The sequence below is a fragment of the Corynebacterium lactis RW2-5 genome (assembly GCF_001274895.1).
In the GTDB taxonomy this organism is placed as follows: domain Bacteria; phylum Actinomycetota; class Actinomycetes; order Mycobacteriales; family Mycobacteriaceae; genus Corynebacterium; species Corynebacterium lactis.
Map to the genome: position 1 here is coordinate 2,574,185 of NZ_CP006841.1, position 20,604 is coordinate 2,594,788.

General features: G+C 63.0%; 16 protein-coding genes. 14 read left to right on the top strand and 2 right to left on the bottom strand.

The window, feature by feature from the left end:
- Positions 1-81: 81 nt before the first annotated feature.
- From CLAC_RS11355 to CLAC_RS11365, 3 genes are all read left to right on the top strand, one after another.
- Positions 82-561, top strand: a complete 480-nt coding sequence (locus tag CLAC_RS11355) for a universal stress protein (protein WP_053413012.1) — start codon at positions 82-84, stop codon at positions 559-561.
- 181 nt (positions 562-742) lie between these two features.
- Positions 743-937: a DUF2613 domain-containing protein gene (locus tag CLAC_RS11360; RefSeq protein WP_053413013.1), complete on the top strand. Its 195-nt coding sequence runs from the start codon at positions 743-745 to the stop codon at positions 935-937.
- A 60-nt stretch (positions 938-997) separates the two neighbouring features.
- Entirely contained in the window at positions 998-4,540 is a 3,543-nt protein-coding gene (locus CLAC_RS11365; protein WP_245621883.1) for a DUF3367 domain-containing protein, read from the top strand.
- Positions 4,541-4,597: 57 nt separating this feature from the next.
- Here CLAC_RS11365 and CLAC_RS11370 read toward each other — a convergent pair whose 3' ends face one another.
- Entirely contained in the window at positions 4,598-5,770 is a 1,173-nt protein-coding gene (locus CLAC_RS11370; protein ID WP_245621884.1) for an acyltransferase family protein, read from the bottom strand.
- 215 nt (positions 5,771-5,985) lie between these two features.
- Between CLAC_RS11370 and pgfA the strand changes: the two genes are divergently transcribed.
- Together pgfA and CLAC_RS11380 are read left to right on the top strand one after the other, a co-directional pair.
- Entirely contained in the window at positions 5,986-7,143 is a 1,158-nt protein-coding gene (pgfA, locus tag CLAC_RS11375; RefSeq protein WP_053413015.1) for a cell envelope lipid trafficking protein PgfA, read from the top strand.
- Between the two features lie 87 nt (positions 7,144-7,230).
- A complete protein-coding gene (locus tag CLAC_RS11380; RefSeq protein ID WP_053413016.1) occupies positions 7,231-9,099 on the top strand; it encodes an MmpA family trehalose lipid delivery protein in 1,869 nt (622 codons plus the stop codon).
- 371 nt (positions 9,100-9,470) lie between these two features.
- On the opposite strand, the gene CLAC_RS11385 is transcribed toward CLAC_RS11380, so the two are convergent.
- Positions 9,471-10,637, bottom strand: coding sequence for a glycosyltransferase family 4 protein (locus tag CLAC_RS11385; RefSeq protein WP_053413017.1), 1,167 nt, complete (start codon positions 10,635-10,637; stop codon positions 9,471-9,473).
- Positions 10,638-10,792: 155 nt separating this feature from the next.
- Between CLAC_RS11385 and CLAC_RS11390 the strand changes: the two genes are divergently transcribed.
- From CLAC_RS11390 to CLAC_RS11430, 9 genes are all read left to right on the top strand, one after another.
- Positions 10,793-11,599: a class I SAM-dependent methyltransferase gene (locus CLAC_RS11390; RefSeq protein WP_342669455.1), complete on the top strand. Its 807-nt coding sequence runs from the start codon at positions 10,793-10,795 to the stop codon at positions 11,597-11,599.
- A 3-nt stretch (positions 11,600-11,602) separates the two neighbouring features.
- Positions 11,603-12,007, top strand: coding sequence for a hypothetical protein (locus CLAC_RS11395; RefSeq protein ID WP_053413019.1), 405 nt, complete (start codon positions 11,603-11,605; stop codon positions 12,005-12,007).
- A gap of 201 nt (positions 12,008-12,208) precedes the next feature.
- Positions 12,209-13,369: an iron-siderophore ABC transporter substrate-binding protein gene (locus CLAC_RS11400; RefSeq protein WP_082313403.1), complete on the top strand. Its 1,161-nt coding sequence runs from the start codon at positions 12,209-12,211 to the stop codon at positions 13,367-13,369.
- A gap of 76 nt (positions 13,370-13,445) precedes the next feature.
- The gene (locus tag CLAC_RS11405; RefSeq protein ID WP_053413020.1) at positions 13,446-14,444 is read left to right on the top strand and encodes a FecCD family ABC transporter permease; all 999 of its coding nucleotides are present in this window, start codon (positions 13,446-13,448) and stop codon (positions 14,442-14,444) included.
- A gap of 38 nt (positions 14,445-14,482) precedes the next feature.
- The gene (locus tag CLAC_RS11410; RefSeq protein WP_211255409.1) at positions 14,483-15,523 is read left to right on the top strand and encodes a FecCD family ABC transporter permease; all 1,041 of its coding nucleotides are present in this window, start codon (positions 14,483-14,485) and stop codon (positions 15,521-15,523) included.
- Positions 15,524-15,545: 22 nt separating this feature from the next.
- Positions 15,546-16,436 (top strand): ABC transporter ATP-binding protein, encoded by an 891-nt coding sequence (locus CLAC_RS11415; RefSeq protein ID WP_245621885.1) that lies wholly within the window; start codon positions 15,546-15,548, stop codon positions 16,434-16,436.
- A 39-nt stretch (positions 16,437-16,475) separates the two neighbouring features.
- The gene (locus tag CLAC_RS11420; RefSeq protein WP_053413022.1) at positions 16,476-17,600 is read left to right on the top strand and encodes a siderophore-interacting protein; all 1,125 of its coding nucleotides are present in this window, start codon (positions 16,476-16,478) and stop codon (positions 17,598-17,600) included.
- 420 nt (positions 17,601-18,020) lie between these two features.
- Complete coding sequence (locus CLAC_RS11425; protein WP_245621886.1) at positions 18,021-19,106, top strand: endonuclease/exonuclease/phosphatase family protein; 1,086 nt, start codon at positions 18,021-18,023, stop codon at positions 19,104-19,106.
- Between the two features lie 250 nt (positions 19,107-19,356).
- The gene (locus tag CLAC_RS11430; protein ID WP_053413023.1) at positions 19,357-20,592 is read left to right on the top strand and encodes an acetyl-CoA C-acetyltransferase; all 1,236 of its coding nucleotides are present in this window, start codon (positions 19,357-19,359) and stop codon (positions 20,590-20,592) included.
- Positions 20,593-20,604 lie beyond the last annotated feature (12 nt).

Consider the following 20,604-nt stretch of genomic DNA (forward strand, 5'->3'; position numbering starts at 1 on the left):
CGGCTTCGAGTCCCGTTGTCCTATCCTGAGGTAGACACGAAATTTTTTGAAATTTCTATGGAAGAGGATTCTTAAAGGACCATGGTTGAACCGATTTCTGACTCAATGCTCATCGCCTACGACGGCTCGGAGGAATCCAAGCGTGCGCTGGAATACGCAGGTCAGCTCCTACGGGTTAAGAAGGCCTACATCCTCACCGCCTGGGAGCCGCTGCAGCGCCAGGCCGCCCGCACGGCCGGCGCCTCCGGCATGATGCAGCCCGACTGGGACTCCACCACCGAAAACGGGGACCCCGCCCACGACGAGGCCGTCGCCATCTGCCGCGAGGGCGTCGCCGTGGCCGCTGACGCCGGCTTCGTTGCGGAGCCGTACCTGGTCGAGACTGAGACCACCATCTGGTCCGCGATCGTCGATGCCGCCGAGGAGCTCGACGCTGGCGTGATTGTGTCAGGCACCCGCGCCCTGACTGGATTCCGCGGCCTGTTCTCCGCGTCGACGTCTGATGCCGTCGTAAAGAATGCCGGCCGGCCGGTGCTGATTGTGCCGGCGGCGAAAGACTAAAAGTTTTTCAGGAAAACTTTTAAAAACTTCACTGCGCGATACAAAATCAGTTATTCTTCTGACCATTGCTTACCTGCGTGTCCCCGCATTGGGGGAAACCACACGGTTTTACTGGAGTCACAGGAGCCAGCGGGTATAGTTTCCTTTCAGGTTTGATTTATATGTAACGAGGAGTCTTCACATGGCGTACGAGACTGATTCCGAACCACGTCGCAGCATCGGTCCGGCACTTGCCTCCGCCCTCATCGGCGCCCTGCTCGGTGGTGCGATTATTTTCGGCCTCGGCCAGGCTCTGACCGAGGACCAAATCCCGGAAGCTCAGGCCGTTTCCGCTGATCAGGCCCTTCTTGGCGGCGTCGAGTACGGCCAGCGCTAGGCAAACTCTGCTATTCGTAGCCGAACCGACCTGCAGCTAGACATGCCCACCACCGGTCGAGTGCGCACTCGCGCGCTTGCCCCGTGGTGGGTTTCGCTGTGCCTGCTGGCGTTTGTCCAATCCCCGGGCAAAACCGTCGCGGACACCAAACACGATCTGACGGAGGACCCGACAGGTTTCCTCTCCGGCGCGCTAAACATGTGGTCTGAGAACATGACGCTCGGACAGCTGCAGAACCAGGCCTACGGCTATCTCTTCCCGCAGGGCCCCTTCTTCGCCGCATTCGATCTGCTTCCCGACGCCCTCGCGCCCGACTGGGTCGCCCAGGCCCTGTGGTGGTCGCTGACTCTGTGCCTCGCTTTCACCGGCGCATACCGAATCGCGGAGACGGCGCGGGTCGGATCGCATACCTCGCGGGTGATTGCGGCATTGCTCTACGCCCTGTCGCCGCGCATCATCACAACCCTGGGCGCGATTTCCTCGGAGACCTGGCCCGTAGCGCTGGCCCCGTGGATCGCGCTGCCGCTGCTGCGGGTGGCGGGCGACCGCTCAAGCCTGCCGCGTCGCGCGGCCACGCGGGCGGTGTTGCTCTCGGGATTGGCGGTGCTGTGCACCGGTGCCGTCAACGCGATTAGCACCGCGGCGGCCTGCATCCCGGCGGGGCTGATCCTGCTGTTCTTCGGCTTCACCGGCCCGCGCCGCGCCCGAGCCTGGTCTATGCTCGGCGGCTGGCTGGCCGCGTGCGCCGTGGTAAGCATGTGGTGGATAGTGCCGCTGCTGCTGCTCGGCCGCTACTCCGCGCCGTTTACCGACTACATTGAGTCCTCCGGCGTGACCACCCGGTGGATGAGTCTCGGGGAGGCGCTGCGTGGAACGACGTCATGGACGCCCTTCGTCTCCTTCGAGCGCATCGGCGGAAATGCGCTGGTTGCCGAGCCAATCCTGATTTATGCCACGCTCTCGGTGACCGCGCTCGGCCTGCTGGGCCTGGCCATGCGTGGCCTGCCGCTTCGCCGCATGTGGCTGACGATGGCGCTTATCGGCATCGTCATCATGGCCGCCTGGACCGAGCCCTTCGGCCTTCTCTGGCAGCCCGCCCGCGAGGCCCTCGACAGCGCACTGGCCGCGGTGCGCAACCTGCACAAGTTCGACACGGTGTTGCGGCTCCCGCTAATCATCGGCATCGCGCACGCCACCGCCCAGCTGCCGTGGCCCTGGGAGCGTAAGAGCGCAGAGGCGGACGTGGGCGTCGGCACGTCGGCAAGCGAAAAGTGGCTGCACCCGGAGAAGCACCCGGCGGCGATCGCGGCGATGGGAGTGCTGCTGGTGCTGGTCGGTGCGACGGCTCCCGCGTGGAGCGCGCGGCTGGCTCCGGCGGGGCCCTTCGAGAAGGTTCCCGGCTACTGGCACGAGGCTGCCGACTGGATTAATGCCCACGGGTCCGGCACGCGCACGCTGCTGCTGCCGTCGTCGCCGTTTGCTGACCAGAACTGGGGAAACACTCGCGACGAACCCATCCAACCGCTTGCCGACGTCCCCTGGGCCGTCCGCGATGCGATTCCACTGGTACCGCCAGAGGCCATCCGCGGGCTCGACGGGCTGCGCGATTCGCTGACGCGCGGGCGCGAGGTACCGGCACTGGACGCGACCTTGAGGAACAACGGCATCGGCTACGTGCTGGTCCGCCGTGACCTGCGCCTGGGCTACCGGGCAGACTCGCTACAGGACATCGGCGACACACTGCGCGCATCCAAGGGAATGGAGAAGGTTGCGCAGTTCGCGGATGACAAGGGCCGCACCGCCATCGAGATCTGGGGTGCGGGGCCGGCCTTGGTGCGCGATAAAGCAATGAGTCCGCGCTTGATCGACACAACGCAGATCCCGCTGGTCGCCGGCGGCCCCGAGGTGCTGCCGCGACTCGACGAGGTCGACCGCGATGCCCCTGTGCGCATCCTGGCGGGCGCGGACGCGGGCACCGTCACAGACACCCCGGCCCGGCGCGGGCGCAACTACGGCGAGGTGGTCCGTGCGGAGTCCGGGATCCTGGCGGCCGACGAGGAGACCAACGTGCGCAACCTGGTCCCCGACTATCCCGTGGCCGGTATCCCGCTGGTGCAGACGGCGACGGGCCGCAGCGAGATTGCGGTGTCCTCGTCCTCCTCGGAGCCGTACAACGTCGGCGGCGCGGCTTCGCAGCACTCGGTCAACGCGATGCTGGATGGCGATAAGAGCACCTGGTGGGAGCCGCTATCCGGCAAGAGCCAGGCCGAGTGGGTCGAGCTGACGCTGCCCGACCGGACCGACGGCGCGGTCATCACGCTGACCGGCGCGAAGGTGCCCGCTCAGGTGCGCGTGCAGACCGACGATGCCTCCGTGTCCACGCAGCTGATTCCGGGACAGCCGACGCGCATCCCACTGCCCGGCTCCGCCACAAAGAAGGTGAAGGTCACCGCCACGATCGCGCCAATCGGGTTCGGCATCGCCGAACTGAAGTTGGTGGTACCCGGCGCAGGCGCGGGCGCGGGTGCTGATGCAGACGCGGGTGCGGGTGCTGATGCAGACGCAGGCACAGACTCTGCCGACCTCGACCTGACACCGGTGCGCCTGCCAGTCGTCCCGGACTCCTCCCCTCTGGCACAGCGCTGGGTCTTCGGCCAGGAGGTCCGCGAGGGCACCTTCGTCCGCCTGTTCACGGTACCCGCGAACCGCCGCGTCCGCGTCGATGCCGACACCTGCCGCAACGGCATCGGCGACCCATGGGCGACCCTGGAGCGCGCCGACGGCAGCGGCAATCGCGACCTGGCCTGCGGCGAAACTCTGGATCTGCCGGCGGGCGCGTGGCGCATCGACGCCAAGTCCGACTGGGTCTCCCTGACCGACGAGTCCTACTTCGCCCCGACCTCCGAGCAGCAGCAGGCCACGCAGGTGTCCCCAGCCCTGGACCAGCCCATCGAGGCCAGCAGCAACGACCGCGTCCTCTGGCTGCCGAGCTCCGTCAACCGCGGCCGCGAGTTCCTCGTCGGCGGCGCGCCCATGAGCCCAGTCACCGTCAACGGCTGGCAGCAGGGCTGGATTGTCCCCGCCGGGGTCCACGGCATGCCCGAGCTGACCTACCCGCCACAGAAACTCTGGAAGGGCGGCATCATCGCAGGTGGCGCGCTCGCCGTCGCATACGCGCTCGTTGCGGGAATCCTCATTTTCGCTTTCCGGCGCCACCACCCCACGGGCCCTATCCCTCCGGACGCGCTCGGTACCGACCTTCCCCGCGCGGTCGTCGCGGTAACGGCGACCGTGACAGTGGCGCTCGTGTCATCCTGGCCCGGGCTGCTCGTAGGATTCGGCGTCGTTGCCGTTGCCCAGGCGGCGGAGCGGGCGATGCGGGGGCGTGTGGGCGTCAGCAAGCGGGAGCGGGCCCTAAGGTACGGGCTGATTTCCTCTCTGGCGGCGGCGATGGGAGCGGGCGCGGTGCTGCTCGCGACGAACCCGTGGCCGAAGGAGGACTACGCCGGCGAGGGTTGGCCGCTGCAGCTGCTGATGACAGCGGCATTGGCTGCGACCGCCTGCTACTCGGTGGCGTTCGGGAGGAGAGATTCGGATAACTAGGCCTCGGAGCACGCCGCGACGAGTTTGCCCCGAAGGAAGGCACCTAGTGAAAAGCGCCTAGCGGTTCACCCACACGCGGCCAAAGTAGCGGCGAGCGGGCTCCTCCACCAGCGCATAGGAGGCGGCGGCAACGGGAATAGACAGGGCAACTGTCACGACGGACACCGCGAAGAGGTGACCGCTAAACAGGTTCACGCCGAGGAGGGGGAAGGCTACCGACAGCATCGCGATATGCCAAAGGAAGATCCCGTAGGACCAACGGCCGAGTGCCTGCATGACGGGGTGCTCGAAGAACTTCGACTCCGGCGCCATCGCCCACGGACCAATCATGGCGGCTCCGAATACGAGGCCGCAGAGGAGTCGGCGGGTGAATTCCCAGTTGCTCAAATCGACCAGGCCCTCCGGACCAAGGACGGACGCCAGCACTAAAGCGGCGATAGCCAATGCAATCCACAGTGGGCGGCGGCGGGCCCAGCGCTGAATTCGTTCGACCTTCGCCCGTGCCGACGCGGTTTGTACGCCTTGGAGCGACTCGAGCTCCGCAAGCACCATTCCGACGGCAAACCAGGAGAAGTAGGCGACCGGCTGGATGTGCGGATTAACCCCATCTGGGTAGGGAATCGGCAGGTACGGCCACGCCCAACTGGCGGCTGCGAGAAGGCTAATCACAAGGATCCGGCGGCCCTGTCGCGCGTGCGGATCAATGCCTCGCAAGCCGATCGCAAGGACCGGCAGTGCGACGTAGAAGGCGACCTCTACAGACAGGGACCACAGGTGCGTCAGGCCACCGTGAAGGGAGTTCGGAAAATACACCTGGGTGAGCGTCAGGTTGGTCAGCCACGTCTTCCAATCGGCGCCACTGCCTACGGGCAGCGCCACTAAAACGATGACCACGAGCACCCAATAAGCTGGGATAATCCGGGCGAATCGCTTCTTGTAGTACTTAAGCCAGCCTGCGGCGAAGCCCCGGTCGGGACGTCGGAAAGCAGCGCGGGGAGGAACCCCGCCAAAGCCCGTGCGATGCGAGCGCCACAGCAAAAAACCGGACAGAGCGAAAAACACGGCAACGAAGAAATCGAAGCGACCGAGGACGCGCTCCCACAGCGCCCCCGTGTCATGACCGGTCTGAAACGCAACGTGCGTGCCGATGATGCCGATGGATGCGACTGCTCGCAGCCCCTCCAACGAGGGCAGGAAACCCGGCTTTAAGGCCTTGGGTGGCGCGGACACGAGACTAGCGTTTTTCATAATTCTTTCTTACACAGGACTTAAAGGTGATAAAGTCTGAATTATCTTATTATCTAGTAAAAGCAGGTCAGGGCATATTTCTGAAAAACCATTTCGTTTTCCTGACAAGATAATATGAAAAATCGTGCACACACACGCCGGCTTCCTGCTACGTTTTGCACGAGAAAGTTTAATGAAGTAAAGGGAACCAATCGCTCATGAAGAGAACTCTCGGAAACGCGCTGATCCTCATCGGCGCGGCATTGATTGTCATTGCAGTGTTGCTGCCCACCTTCCTGGTGCCCCGTCTTCGGGTAATTCCGCTTGATACCGTGAGCGATACCTCCACTGAAATCCGGGAGGCCGCTCTGCTCGACTCCGCACTGTTAGGCAAGAATCAGCCAGCACCGGGTCGCGAAAACGACCCGCGCTGCAAGGCCACCACGGATGAGGAGAAGCAGAAGCTCCCGGTTCACTGCTTCATCAACGATAAGACTCCGCTGCAGTCCAAGCGCCACGTCGAGATTGAGGAGCCGGCGGACGAGAAGGTCGCCACCATGCAGGTCGGCACCACCATGCTGCGCGATGACAAGGAAGAGCCGAACAACCTAGTCAACGCGACACTGGATCGCATCACCCTGAACCGCTCCACCGCATTCCCTGTTGAGGATCCGACTTCCAGCGTCGCTATCAACGCACCAAAGAGCGGCCAGGACACGGAGCCTCCGACGTTCCCTCGCCCTGGTATCCAGTACCAGTTCCCCTTCGGCACTGAAAAGAAGTCCTACCCGTACTACGACGTTCAGTCGATGCGCAACTTCGAGATTGACTTCGTCGGCGAGGAAGAGCAGGCCGGCGAGACCGTCTACAAGTACTCCATGACCATCCCACCGCAGAACCTGTACGAATCCTTGAAGGAGCACTTCACTCGCGACGGCCGCAAGCTGACTGAGGCTGACAAGAACACGCTCGCTTCCATGCGACTGTCCTTCCCGGGCCACAAGTGGGGCCTCGAGGGCGATGAGGACGTCGAGATGGACCGCTACTACACCAACGTCCGCACCGTCCGTGTTGAGCCCACCTCCGGCGTGATTGTCAACGGCACCGAAGAGATGTTCATGTTCTACGCTCGCGATGCCAAGGAGGCCGAGGAGATCGCTTCCAAGGCTGGCCACGAAAAGGAGCGCGCCGAGCGCAACCGCACCGCTATGGACTACACCGCACAGTGGGACGGCAAGTCCAAGGAAGCCCAGATGCAGAAGGCTACCGATGCGATGAGCGCCATGTTTATCGGCGGCACCGTTGCCCCGTGGATTCTGGGTATCGTTGGCCTGATCCTGGTTCTGGTTGGTTTCCGCGTCCGCTCCAAGGGCTAAGCGCAAGGGCGAGACGAAAGACAATGCCCGATTAGGAGCCCCACGGCATTGCCGTGACGGGCGACGAAATAACTTAATATAAAGCGCGTGACTCAAAACTTCCGTGCAACCCTGGCCCAGTCGGCCCGCTCCCATTCCGAGCGAGTCGGCTGGGCTTTTGTGTTGGCATGGATCTTCGCCCTCACCTCCGCCGTCTGCTGGCCACTGTTCTTCCCGGCATTGCCCGCCGACTCCGGCCAGGCGGGCGGGCGCGCCTTCGGCCCACCGCAGTTCCTCCTGCGAGACATGGTCATCCCCTCCCACCCTCCGCTTACCGACGCCACCCTAGGCCTCGGCCAATCTGCCGCGCGGTCCGTCCCCCAGGACACCCTGCTCTGGGCGCTCGGGTATTTCGTTGATGCCAGCCACTGGGTTCGTTTCCTCATGGTCGGTGCCTGTGTTATTGGAGGGCTGGCGGCAGCTGAGCTGGCGAGGACGCTGACGAGTGGCGTTGTTGGTGGTGCTGGCACTGGCGCTGTGCGGGAATCTCGTGCTGGGCGGACACCCCGGAGTGTCAGCCTCGTTGGCCAACTCATCGCGCCGACGATGCTGCTATGGAATCCGTTCGTCGTGGAGCGACTCCTCCAGGGCCAGTGGTCCCTGGTTATTGCGGCGGTGCTGCTACCCGCGGTCGTCTTGGCTGCCCGGATGCGCAGCCCCTGGTGGCGGACCAGCGCAATCGCCGTGGCGGGTCTCACCCCGACCGGCGCTTTGCTCGCCGGGATTACGGGACTGGTGGCAGCCCGTGCGTGGCGCGACCGCGCCTGGATTGCCGTCACGACTGCCCTGGTCAGCGCACCGTGGTTGGTTGCCTCGGCATTGAACTTCGGCGCGGCTTCCTCCGCCGATGCATCAGGGGCCGCGGCTTTTGCTGCTCGCGCGGAGGCGCATGTCGGCACGCTGGGTGCGTTGCTCGGCCTGGGCGGGATATGGAACCGGCAAGCTGTTCCGCTCACCCGCGAGGTCGGGTTCTCAGCGGCGATGGTGCTTGTGCTACTGGCTCTGTTTGCTCTCGGATTCCGCCGCGTGTGGGATTCCAGGCCGGCATCGTGCCCGGAGACAGGTCCGTGTTGGCGAGGTCTAATCATCATGGCCGGCGTATCAATCGCCCTGGTAGCGCTGGCTGCCACCTCACCGGGTATTGCTGTGATGGGTTGGGCCCTTCAGCACATCCCCGGCGCCGGGCTTCTCCGTGACGGCCAAAAGTGGGTGGCCCTGGCACTTCCGGCATACGTGCTCCTTGCCGCCGCCGGCGCGGAGCACCTCGCGGCGCGGGCCCGTGACGTCGGCACGCGAGCCGGGCAGTGGTTGGCGGGGGCGGTGAGCGCGCTGATCATCGTTGCGGCGGTGCCCACTCTGCCTGCCGACGTCTCCGTCTTGCGACCCGTGCCCAGCTGGGCGGGGTGGTCCGCGGTTTCGGGAGTCGTTGCGATGGATGAGCACGCCGTCGCAGTTTTGCCGGCCGGGTCCTACCGGATCATCGACGGGTTACCCGTATTCGATCCCGCATTCAAGGCGCTGCCCGCGCCGGTTGTGGGGTCGGGCGAGCTGATTGTGTCGGGCACTGCTGTCGCCGGCGAAGGGTCGGGCCTGGTGGAACGGACTTTGCTGGCTGGCGCTGATGCTGGTGCTGGAACGGGCATCGAGCGGGCGCTCGACGTTCTTCGAGGAAATGGCGTCGGCTGGGTACTAGTGGAAAACTCACCGGGAAATATGGGCAATGCTCAGTCGATTCTTGCAGCGTTAGATTCGGTTTACAGCGATGATGACCTGCACCTTTACCATGTTCCGGGAGTTATTGAGCGCCCCGAGCGCCCCAGTGACCTCCACTATGCTGCTGCGTGGGCAGCTTTTGGGATGTGGATACTGTGCGCGCTCGCGGGGCCGGCGGGGGCTCTTTTTCCGCGGAGGCGTTAACGAAGACGTTCAAGGACTTTTCCGGTCGGGCGTGGTCTCGCCGAAAACAGATTCTCTCCGGGGCGATATTTGAAGTACATCGCCGGCGCCGTCGGTTGCATATCCCCACCCGAGAGGTGGTGCTGTAGCATCATCGACCACTTGCACCCCACGCCCCACAAGAACTAGCGCGAAGAAGCCCCTAAAGTGACAAGCTCTCAAGTTTGCGCCATTCACTCTTGCAGATGCCCAGGTGGTCAAATTTGCTACTGCTAAAAAGTGTCACAAAATTGAGAACTAATCCAATGATGGGCCGATTTTTGGCCTTTTAATGCAGAAAAGAGGCCCAGGAACCGCATCTCGAGAGGACAGAGCCCGCGACCCCCGACAACCTACCGAACGCGTGGCGACTCCAGAACCTTCAGTACCGCCGCTGCGGTCTTATCCCATCCGAACTCATCGGCGCGAGCGACACAGGCCTCCGCCATACGTCGCCGCAACTCCGGGTCCGCCAGAATCTTCCGGGTCTTTTCAGCCAGATCGGCCTCGTCATCCGCGAGGAGTCCCGTCTCACCGTCGTTGACGGAGTCATTCAGGCCCGCTGAGGACCGGTAACCTACCGTCGGCACGCCGTGTTGAGCGGACTCGATGACGGCAAGGCCCCAGCCCTCCTTACGCGAGGGCATCATGTGGATGCACGCGCCGGAGAGGATGCGGTGCTTGTCGGCCTCCGAAACCTGCCCGTGGAAGACCACATGGTCCGCAACACCTTTCTGGCCTGCGTATTCAACCAGGTTGTCGTGCCACCAGCCGGAACCAATGACGTCGAGGATTGCTCCGGGGTAGTCTTCCACCAGGTCGGCAAGAACGTCGATGGCATGCTCGATCTGCTTGTGCGGCACCAGGCGAGACAGCGTCACCAGGTGCGGCGCCTCACCCTTGACAATCGCGGCATCACCGACACCGGCGGTGGAGCGGGCCTCCTCAGGGATAGGGTCGACGCCGTTGCGGATAATCTCGATGCGATCGGCATCCACGCCGAGGTTCACCAGCTCGGCGGCGCTCGGCTCGGACACCGTGATGTAGCGGCAGCGCCGGTGAATCAGCGGGGACAGGCGCGATTCGATGAACCAACCGAGCTTCGCCACCACCGGTCCCGCGACCGGCCACTGTTCGCGGTGGCAATGGTGCGTGAGCAGGACCGTCGAGGTCCGCGCCAATGCGCTTGAGAAGATACGCGCGAAGAAGGGCACGCCATTTTGAGTGTCCACGACCACATCCGGACGCCCACCCAGCGCGTTGCCTATTGACCCGGCACCGAACCGCGCCGCAACCATGGCCGCCCATGCGCGCACGTAGACGGAAAAATTGCCACCCGCGCGGGAGAATACGACACCATCACGCTCGGGAAGCTCAGGCGCCCCGGGGTAGCTCGCGGTCCGAAAGACCACTTGGTGCCCCTGCTGCGCGAGATACGCGGCCACTCTCTCCAGGTAGCGTTCGCTTCCGCCGCCCTCGGGGTGGCCGGTATCGCGCCAGCACAACAGCAAAATTTTCATAACTATCTCAGAATATCCCTCCGCCTGCCTACCGTCCCCGCTTTGCCCCGATTACCCGCCGAACCCACCTCCGCGCACGCCGCCCGTCTACTAGGTTTATAGGGGTGACCAGGTTTAGACTCCCCTCCTTTTTCGTTCCTCGTGCACTCGCCCCTTTGGTTCGCTTTGCGACGCTCAAAAGGTCATTCGGCCTGCTCGGGGACTTCAAATACGAGCAGACTGACCCTGGCATTTTCTACGGTCACTTGGCCGAGGACACTATTGGCCTGTTGGAGGGTATTGCGGCTGGGGCGTCCCGAGTCGGCTATACCGAAGCCCACGGCGATGAGGCGGCGCAGGGGGCGTCGGCAAGCGGGGCTTTGCGGGGGATGCGGATTCTCGACGTCGGCGGCGGGCCGGGCTACTTCGGACGTGCGTTCGCCGAGCGCGGCGTGGAGTACTACACCTGCGAGCCGGATGTCGGAGAGATGGCGGCGGCGGGAATCAAGCTGGAGTCGTCGGTGCGCGGTTCGGGGCTTGACCTGCCGTTTCGCGATGGTGCGTTTGACCTGACGTACTCGTCGAACGTGGCGGAACACGTGTCCGACCCGTGGCGGATGGGCCGGGAGATGCTGCGTGTGACCGCACCCGGCGGGCTGATGGTCTACTCGTACACGATTTGGTACGGGCCGTTCGGCGGGCACGAGATGGGGCTGACACATTACCTCGGCGGCGACCGCGCGCGGCGGATGTATGAGAAGAAGCACGGCAAGCGGCCGAAGAACTACTTTGGCGAGTCGCTGTTTAAGGTCGGCTGCGCGGAAGGTATGCGCTGGGGCGATGCTGTCGAGCGCGCTGGTGAGGCCGAGGTTTTGGCGGCGTTCCCGCGCTATCACCCCTGGTGGGCGTGGTGGATGGTACACGTGCCAGTGCTGCGCGAGTTCGCGGTGTCGAATCTGGTGCTGGTGCTGCGGAAGAGGTAGTGGATGAGTCCGGAAGTCGATAGCGCCCAGAGCGCAAGGGATAAGCGGGAGTTTGTTGACCGAATCAATTCGGCGAAGGAGGGGTTGATCGGCACTCACGCTTTCCTCGACGACTCAGGCAACATCACCATCGACCTTTGGAAAGACATTCCCCCACGCAATTTCGTTGTGGTGGAGTGTTCCGCTCAGGTTTTGCATGACTATCTGGAGAGCGTTCGAGCAGGGGAAGCGGGTTCTTTTCATGCAGCAGATTTCGAAGGGGACATCGACAGCGCGCTCTACGACCTCGATATGCGACCGTTTGCGCAGCCGGTCATGCGGTTTCACCATGCTAAAAGGACTTGGTATCTCGCAGAGGCAACCCTAGAACCTAATACTCTCCCCGCCCCCCCTACCGTTACCCCTTAGGCCTCCAACCATGGAGGGAACCTTTTTAGCCCGGACGAGCCTGTGGAATAGGACTGGGGCCAGGAAAAACGCCTCAGCACTCCCCCTACTTACACAACGTTTACGGGGCCGAACGACTACCTTTGCGTAACAAACTGAGACTAGCCTAAGCTTGCTTCCCAAGTGTCTATTTACTTATTTTTATGCGCCCTTGGAGGCCCCATGCACCGCGAATCCGCCACACCACGCGAGACTACAAAGACCACCAGCAACCACACCGTTCGAACAACTCACACCGCCGCCCGAGCCACCGCCACACGTGCACTCCTAGCAACAGCAATCGCCGGCTCCCTCGCACTGGGCCTTGCTGCCTGCACCAGCACTGACACCAACGGTGCCAATAACGCCGCATCCGGCACCTCCACCAGCGCAGACGATAGCAACGCCGCCTTCCCCGTCACTATCAAGCACGCGTTCGGCGAGACGACCATCAATCAGGCTCCTCAGCGCGTTGCGACTGTTGGCTGGGCCAATCATGAGGTCCCCCTCGCCCTTGGCGTGGTTCCGGTCGGCATGTCCAAGGCCACCTTCGGCGATGACAATGACAACGGAATCCTGCCCTGGGTTGAGGACAAGCTAAAGGAGCTCGGTGCAGACTCCGGGGAGAAGAAGCCCGCAATCTTTGACGAGACCGACGGCATCCCCTTCGAGCAGGTAGCCGAAACAAAGCCGGATGTCATCCTGGCCTCCTACTCCGGCATTACCCAAGAGGACTACGACACGCTGTCCAAGATTGCACCCGTCGTCGCGTACCCCTCCACTGCCTGGGGAACCTCGTTGAAGGACATGATCACGATGAACTCGAAGGCTCTCGGCAAGGACTCCGAGGGCGAGAAGCTGGTCGCCGATTTAGACAACAAGACTGCCGACGCCCTGGACGCCCACCCCGAGCTGAAGGGGAAGAAGGTCCTGTTCACGGCCTTTGGCGGCAGCACGGACCCGTCGAAGTTGGGCTTCTACTCCACGAAGGATCCGCGCATGGGATTCCTTGTTGACCACGGTCTGGCGGCACCAGAGCTCGTCGCACGCGAGTCGGAGCGCTCGGATCAGTTCTGGATTGAGGCCTCCACCGAGAAGCCGGAGCAGTTCGCGGACGTGGATGTGCTGCTGGCGTACTCCTCGGGCAAACCGGACGACGATAAGAAGAAGCTGGCCGACATGCAGGCCGATCCGCTGCTGAAGAAGGTCCCAGCCATCGCGAAGGGAAAGGTCGTGTTCCTAGAAAACGGCCCGCTGGGTGCCGCCGCAAATCCGTCGCCGCTCGGCATCACCTGGGGAATTGACCGCTACTTCGGGGAAATCGCCAAGGCCCTGAAGTCCTAGCGCCCCAACGACATCCCAGCTACACGCCGCCTACCAAAACACCACACCCGACCACAGGAATACTGATCGCTCGCCTATGCAGTCGAGAACGAAAACTACTCTCACCTTCGCCGTCCTTGGCGTGTGCGCCCTGGTAGCGTGCGTGTGCTCGGTGATGTTTGGGGTACGCAGCATTTCCGTCGCCGATGCCATCTCTGCCCTCGGCGGGGCCACCTCCACTCCGGGTGAGGCCGTCGCGTGGACGCGCATTCCCCGCACCGTTATGGCATTCGCTGTGGGTGCAGCGCTTGCCATGGCTGGAACGACTCTGCAGGCCGTGACCCGCAATCCCCTGGCAGATCCAGGCATCTTTGGCGTTCTGGCCGGCGCCGCCTTAGCCGTATGCGTCGGCATCGCCTTTGCGAATCTCTCCCGACCCCTGCCGACGATGATCACTGCCATCATCGGCGCGTTCGCCGCAGCCGTTTTTGTCTACTCGGTCGGCTCGCTGGGCCGGGGCGGGGCCACACCGTTGAAGTTAGCGCTCGCCGGCGCCGCAACCACCGCCGCACTAACTAGTCTGACCAGTGCGGTTGTTCTTCCACGCAGTGAGGTGCTCGACCAGTTTCGCTTCTGGCAAATCGGCTCGGTCGGCGGTGCCCGCTGGGATACTCTGGCAACGGCCGCGCCGCTTCTGCTCGTTGGCACGCTGTTAGTCGCCGCCACCGCCGCGGGGCTCAATGCTCTTGCGCTTGGCGACGACACGGCCACCAGCCTCGGCATTCCCGTGGTCAGGACTCGGCTGACTGCGACCATTGGCGCGGTGATTCTTTGTGGCACGGCGACGGCACTGGCGGGGCCAATTGGTTTTATCGGACTGATTGTCCCGCACTTCTTGCGTCTCTTTCTCGGCACCGACTACCGCGTTTTGCTTCCGGCTTCATTGCTGGCGGGTGCGGTGGTGCTCGCGGCTGCCGACACGATTGGGCGGCTTGTTGGGCATCCGAGCGAGGTGGCGGTCGGCATTGTGACGCCGATGATTGGCGCTCCTGTGTTTATTTGGCTAGCCCGGCGAGTGAAGGTGGGCGAACTATGAGCTTGGAGACCGGAGCACGCCAAAATACCGAAGCTACGATGCCGCTTGCAGATTCTCTGCGCCGCGCCCGGCGCGTGCACGCCACCGGCTATGCGATGCGCGTTATGGCCTTGGTTGTTGTCGTCGGCACGCTGTGGCTGGCAAGCCTGATGTTCGGCGAGACCACCTACTCCCTCGGCGAGGTCGCGCGGGTGGTTGTGGGGCAGACGGTGCCAGGCGCGTCGTTTAGCGTAGGCGAGCTGCGACTGCCGAGGGCGAGCATCGCGGTGGCGGCAGGGCTGGCGTTTGGCATGGCGGGGATGGTGTTTCAGACGCTGCTGCGCAATCAACTGGCGTCACCGGACATTATTGGTATTTCCAGTGCAGCGGCGGCGGCCGGGGTCACGGCGATTGTGCTGTTCCAGGCGGGTGCGGTTGTGGTTGGCTCAAGCGCGCTGGCGGTGTCGCTGCTGGTTGCAGTGGCAATTTATTTACTGTCAACGGGATGCGGCAGGTTAGCTGGGGGCCACGGGCGCGGGTTCTCGGGGGCGCGGCTGATTCTGATTGGCATTGGTGTTGGCACGATGCTGCAGTCCTGGACTACGTACGTGCTCTCCCGGGCCGCGGCGTGGGACATGCCGACGGCGACGCGCTGGCTGACGGGCTCGCTGAACAACGTGGCGTTCGAACGTGGCTGGCCAGTGCTGGCGGTCGTGGCAGTGGCGGTTCCTCTGGCAGCCGTTGCATCGCACCAATTGGCGTGTATGCGGCTGGGGCAGGATATGGCCAAGTCGCTGGGCATTCGCTCGGCGGTTGTGCGCGTCGGGCTAATGGTGGGCGCGGTGCTGCTGGTTGCAGTGGCGACGTCCGTATGTGGGCCGGTGGCATTCGTGGCCTTTATGTCCGGGCCGATTGCGGCGAGGCTCTTCCGCCCGGGCCCCGCACTCATCATTCCGGCCGGCCTTGTTGGCGCGATACTTGTGCTCGGCGCAGATTTGGCAGGGCAATTCCTGTTCGGCACCCGCTACCCGGTGGGTGTTGTTACGGGCGCACTCGGGGCGCCGTTCCTCATCTACCTGCTGATTCGCTCGCGTGCGTGAGTTAGAAAGAGAAAGGCATACCTTGACTTCCACTCCTATCTCGGAGCCAGCGCAGGCACCGGCGCCGCCGCCGGTGCTCGAGGCTCGAGACTTGACCGTCGGCTACGGTGACCGCGCCATCGTGCGAGGTGTATCCACCCAGTTCGCGCCGGGGAAGGTCACGTCCATCATCGGGCCAAACGGCTGCGGCAAGTCGACACTGCTGAAGGCTCTATCCCGCCACCTGGCGCCGCAGTCTGGCTCAGTGAGCGTGGCTGACCGCGATATAAAGCAGTTCGGGGTCAAAGAGCTGGCCCGTATCATCGGGATGCTGCCACAGACGCCGATTGCCCCGGATGGCATCGCCGTGGCGGACCTCGTTGGCCGGGGAAGGACGCCTCACCAGGGCTTTTTCGGCCGGTGGAGCGCGGAGGACTACCGGGTTGTCGCGCAGTCGCTTGAGGCCACCGGACTCGGCGATCTTGGCGAGCGCCCCGTCGATGAGCTCTCCGGTGGCCAGCGCCAGCGCGCCTGGATTGCGATGGCGCTGGCCCAGCGCACCCCAGTGCTGCTCCTAGACGAGCCCACCACTTACCTCGACCTCAAGCACCAGGTGGAGGTCCTGGATCTACTCACCGACCTCAACCGCAGTCGCGGCACGACAATCGTGATGGTCCTGCACGACCTGAACCTGGCCGCGCGCTATAGCGATCAGCTGCTGGCCATGTGTGACGGACAAATCCTTGCCTCGGGTGCGCCCGGCGAGGTGGTGACTGAAGCTACCCTCCGCGATGTCTTCGACTTGGAGTCCCGCGTTATCGAAGATCCCGTCTCCGGCACTCCGGCCGTCATGCCCGTGGGCCGGTGGGGCGGTGGAGCCGCCGAAAAGAAGGAGCAGCGGCCACCAACGCTGCCTCATGCTCACCGCCACTGACCGTTTCCCGGCTAACACCCCCGCTACAGGAGCTCGACAATGTACGCACCCTTTACCGTCCGTGTGGCGCGCACCGAGCGCATCTCCCCTCATTTCCAGCGCATCACCTTCCATGGCGTCGACGATATGGGCCCCGCTGAAACAATTCGAGATCTGCGCATTAAGCTCATCATTCCCGGCCCCAGTGGCCTGCCCTGCTTCGAGTCCGACTCCGACTGGTACGCACTGTGGACCTCCCTTGATCCCGCCACGCGCGGCAATCTTCGCACCTATTCGGTGCGCGCTTTCCGACGCCCACAGGCCCCCAACGCCGCCGGTACCCCGCTGCCGGCGGAGCTGGATATCGACTTCGTGATTCACGCCGAGGACCCGGGGCCAGCGTCGGCGTGGGCGGCGTCGGCAAGCGAAGGCGACGAGCTCATTGTGATTGCGCCTACGCGAGACGACGACTCGGGGCGCGGGATCGAGTTTGCGCCAGGAGATAATCGGATTGTGCGGATGCTCGGCGATGAAACGACGCTGCCCGCGATTGCGAAGACGCTTCAGGAGTGGCCCGAAGGTGTGCGCGGCGATATCTACATTGAGGTCCCGACCAGCGCCGATGTCCAAACCCTCGAGCTTCCCGACGCCGTGGGCATCCACTGGCTGCCGCGCGATGCGGCGGGTGTCGAGGCAACGCTTGCCGAGCCTGTCGAGTGCGGCGAGTTGCTCATGCGGAGCCTGGAGCTGCTGGGGCATGAGCTGGGGGTTGGTGACGGCGTTGGTGATGTTGACGCTGATGCTGGTGGCGCCGAGTCGGGTGCGGACGTGAGCGCTGATGGCGGTGTCGGTTCTGAAGAGGGTGTGTCCGTGAGCGCAGGTTCGGGTTCGAGTGGCGTCGTTGCGAGCACTGCGGACGAGCCGCTGGTGTGGGAGACGCCGAGTTACTCCAGCGACGGCGAGGACCTCGGAGCGGAGGGCTCGGCTGCGCAGAAGGCGACGGCGCAGGACGGCGCCAAGAACGCGGCGACCACGCACGGCATTGACGACACCTACTACTGGATCGCGGGTGAGGCGGGGGCCGTCGTAAAGATGCGGCGAATGCTCGTGCGCGAGTGGGGTGTGCCGCGCGGGCATGTGTCATTCATGGGCTACTGGAAGCGCGGTGTGGCGGCGAAGGATTAAGGGCCCGAACTCCAGCTCATCGCTGCGCAATACCCGCAATCCAATTGAGGATTTAGTCGATACCGCGAGTCAAAGTAAACCGGTTGATAAGCAGTGGGAAACCGACAACAGTCCCCGCCCACTCACACTGCGAGCATGGAAAAGCGCCGATACAATCCCATTGTCCAATAAAGCCTCTGTCAATAAGGCTCCATCTCGCTATACGAGGGCAGGATTATGGCTCACCGGCAAACTCGCAGATCATTCCACTACGCTAGATTCGCTACCGGAGCGGTGCTTATCCCCGGATTCATGCTCGGGCTCGCAGGTTGTTCGCCTTCCAATAGCGGGGAATCTGATGCTCAATCGACAACTACCTCCACCAATAGCACTGAGGCTAAGGCAGAAAACTCCGCCGGAGCATCCGAGAATAAGGGCCTAGTGGCTGCGACCTATAACACCAGCCTTAACCGTGATACCTCTGGGGAATTGCTGAAGGACCTGCAGGAAGGTGATGAGCAAGCACGCAACATTGCTGCTGTGATTCAGCACAATAGCCCCGATGTGGTCATTCTCAATGAGTTTGATTATGACGAAGGCAACGAGGCGCTCAAGCTCTTCCGGGATAAGTACCTTGGCGCCGGACAAAAGGGCCAAGATGCCATCGATTACCCGTATATCTTTTCTGCTCCGGTAAATACTGGTGTTGATTCCGGGATGGATCTTGACGGCAACGGCAAACTGGGCGATCCCGGCGATGCTTATGGGTTTGGCAAGCACCCGGGACAGTATGGAATGGCGATATTGTCCAAGTACCCGCTGGATGAAGCCAATGCGCGTACTTTCCAGAACTTAAAGTGGGCAGATATGCCCGATAACAGAATTCCGGTGGATTTCTACGAACAAGCCGCCCCAGGAAGCGTAGAGCAGCTACGGCTTTCCAGTAAGTCTCACTGGGATGTTCCTGTGAAGTTTGATGAAGAGAATATCCATCTGCTAGTTTCCCACCCCACTCCCCCATCCTTCGATGGACCAGAGAAACGGAACTCGCGACGCAATGGTGATGAGATTCGCCTCATGGCCGATTACATCGCAGGTGGCGAGCGCGCCGAGTGGATTGTTGATGACAAAGGTCAACGAGGTGGCCTAGCACCGGATGAGCGTTTCATCGTCTTTGGTGATAACAATTCCGATCCCGCGGATGGAGATAACTCTGGGGCCACTGGCATTGGTCAGATTCTGGACTTGAAAGAAATTTGCGATTCCCAACCCACTAGTAAGGGAGCAGTTTTAGCCGCCCAGGTTGAAGGTAGCCCTGAGCATAAGAACCCAGATGAGCAGGACACTGCGGATTTTAGTGAACCAAAGCCTGGCAATCTGCGAGCAGATTATGTCCTGCCATCATGCAATCTTCCCCAGGCAGATAGTGGGGTCTTTTGGCCTGCCGAAGGTGAGGAGCTCAGCGACTTAATGGGCTCAGATGCCACCAGCGACCACCACCTGGTGTGGGTGCGTTTGAAGGCTTAACCCCTGGGCTTGGTGCAACGATGGGGTTACGGATAGATCAAGATTTTGATGGCCTAATCTGACGAACCCAAAAACTTATGTAAATACCCCCGTTTTGTTCCGTAGTCGCAGCTCAGAGCCTCACACATTCCAACTTTCGCCCCAATACCACGCGAAGTGCTGCCACCAATCCGGTCGAACATATAGAGTGACGCACGAAACCAAAGAGTGATACACGACACTCTACGACGAATTTGTGAGGTATAAATACATGACTTCCGCCACCATCCAGCCGGGCGGCGAGGCCTTCATCTACGAGGCAATTCGCACCCCGCGCGGCAAGGGCAAGAAGGACGGCTCCCTCCACGAGGTACGCCCGGTATCCCTGCTCGTCGGCCTCATCGACGAAATTCGCAATCGCTTCCCGGACCTCGACGAGGAGCGCATCAGCGACCTCATCGTCGGCTGTGTCAGCCCGGTAGGCGACCAGGGCGCGGACATCGCCCGCACCGCCGGCCTTACCGCTGGTCTGCCCTACCGCACCGGCGGCGTGCAGATTAACCGCTTCTGCGCCTCCGGCCTCTCGGCCATTAACCTCGCAGCTCAGAAGGTCCGCTCCGGCATGGACGAGCTAGTCCTCGCAGGTGGCGTGGAGTCCATGTCCCGCGTCCCCATGATGTCCGACGGCGGCGCCATGGCCATGGACGCCCAGGTCTCCTTCGCCACCGACTTCGTCCCGCAGGGCATTTCCGCGGACCTGATTGCCTCCCTCGACGGCTTCGACCGCGAGTCCCTCGACGAAATGGCCGCGCTCTCCCATGCCCGCGCAGCAAAGGCCTGGTCGGAGGGCCGCTTCGACCGCTCCGTCGTACCAGTTAAGGATGCCAGCGGCCTGACCATCCTCGACCGCGACGAGACCATCCGCGAGGGCGTTACCGCTGAATCGCTCTCCGGCCTGCGCCCGGCCTTCACCATGATGGGCGAACAGGGCGGCTTCGATGCCGTGGCTCTAAAGAAGTACCCGCAGCTCGAGCGCATCAACCACGTCCACCACGCAGGCAACTCCTCCGGCATCGTCGACGGTGCAGCCCTGACCCTGGTCGGCTCCGAGAAGGCAGGCGCCGAGATGGGACTCACCCCGCGCGCCCGCGTAGTCGCTACCGCCGTCAACGGTGTCGAGCCCACTATCATGCTCACCGGCATCGAACCGGCAGTCCGCGAAGTCCTCGCCAAGGCCAACCTGACCGTCGACGATATCGACGTATGGGAAATCAACGAGGCCTTTGCCGCCGTCGTAAAGCACGCGCAGCAAAACCTCGGCATTGACTACGAGAAGCTGAACATCAACGGCGGCGCAATGGCAATGGGCCACCCGCTGGGCGCGACCGGCGCGATGATCACCGGCGCTGCCATCGACGAGCTGCACCGCACCGGCGGCCGCTACGGCCTGATTTCCCTGTGCGTCGCGGGCGGCATGGGTGTCGCGACCATTATCGAGCGCGTCTAACTACCGGAACAA

Excerpts from the sequence above, each read along its gene's own strand:
- CLAC_RS11405 (WP_053413020.1), top strand. The coding sequence starts at position 13,446 with ATGCAGTCGAGAACGAAAACTACTCTCACCTTCGCCGTCCTTGGCGTG.
- CLAC_RS11395 (WP_053413019.1), top strand. The coding sequence starts at position 11,603 with ATGAGTCCGGAAGTCGATAGCGCCCAGAGCGCAAGGGATAAGCGGGAG.
- pgfA (WP_053413015.1), top strand. The coding sequence starts at position 5,986 with ATGAAGAGAACTCTCGGAAACGCGCTGATCCTCATCGGCGCGGCATTG.
- CLAC_RS11400 (WP_082313403.1), top strand. The coding sequence starts at position 12,209 with ATGCACCGCGAATCCGCCACACCACGCGAGACTACAAAGACCACCAGC.
- CLAC_RS11410 (WP_211255409.1), top strand. The coding sequence starts at position 14,483 with ATGCCGCTTGCAGATTCTCTGCGCCGCGCCCGGCGCGTGCACGCCACC.
- CLAC_RS11430 (WP_053413023.1), top strand. The coding sequence starts at position 19,357 with ATGACTTCCGCCACCATCCAGCCGGGCGGCGAGGCCTTCATCTACGAG.
- CLAC_RS11420 (WP_053413022.1), top strand. The coding sequence starts at position 16,476 with ATGTACGCACCCTTTACCGTCCGTGTGGCGCGCACCGAGCGCATCTCC.
- CLAC_RS11355 (WP_053413012.1), top strand. The coding sequence starts at position 82 with ATGGTTGAACCGATTTCTGACTCAATGCTCATCGCCTACGACGGCTCG.
- CLAC_RS11385 (WP_053413017.1), bottom strand. The coding sequence starts at position 10,637 with ATGAAAATTTTGCTGTTGTGCTGGCGCGATACCGGCCACCCCGAGGGC.
- CLAC_RS11360 (WP_053413013.1), top strand. The coding sequence starts at position 743 with ATGGCGTACGAGACTGATTCCGAACCACGTCGCAGCATCGGTCCGGCA.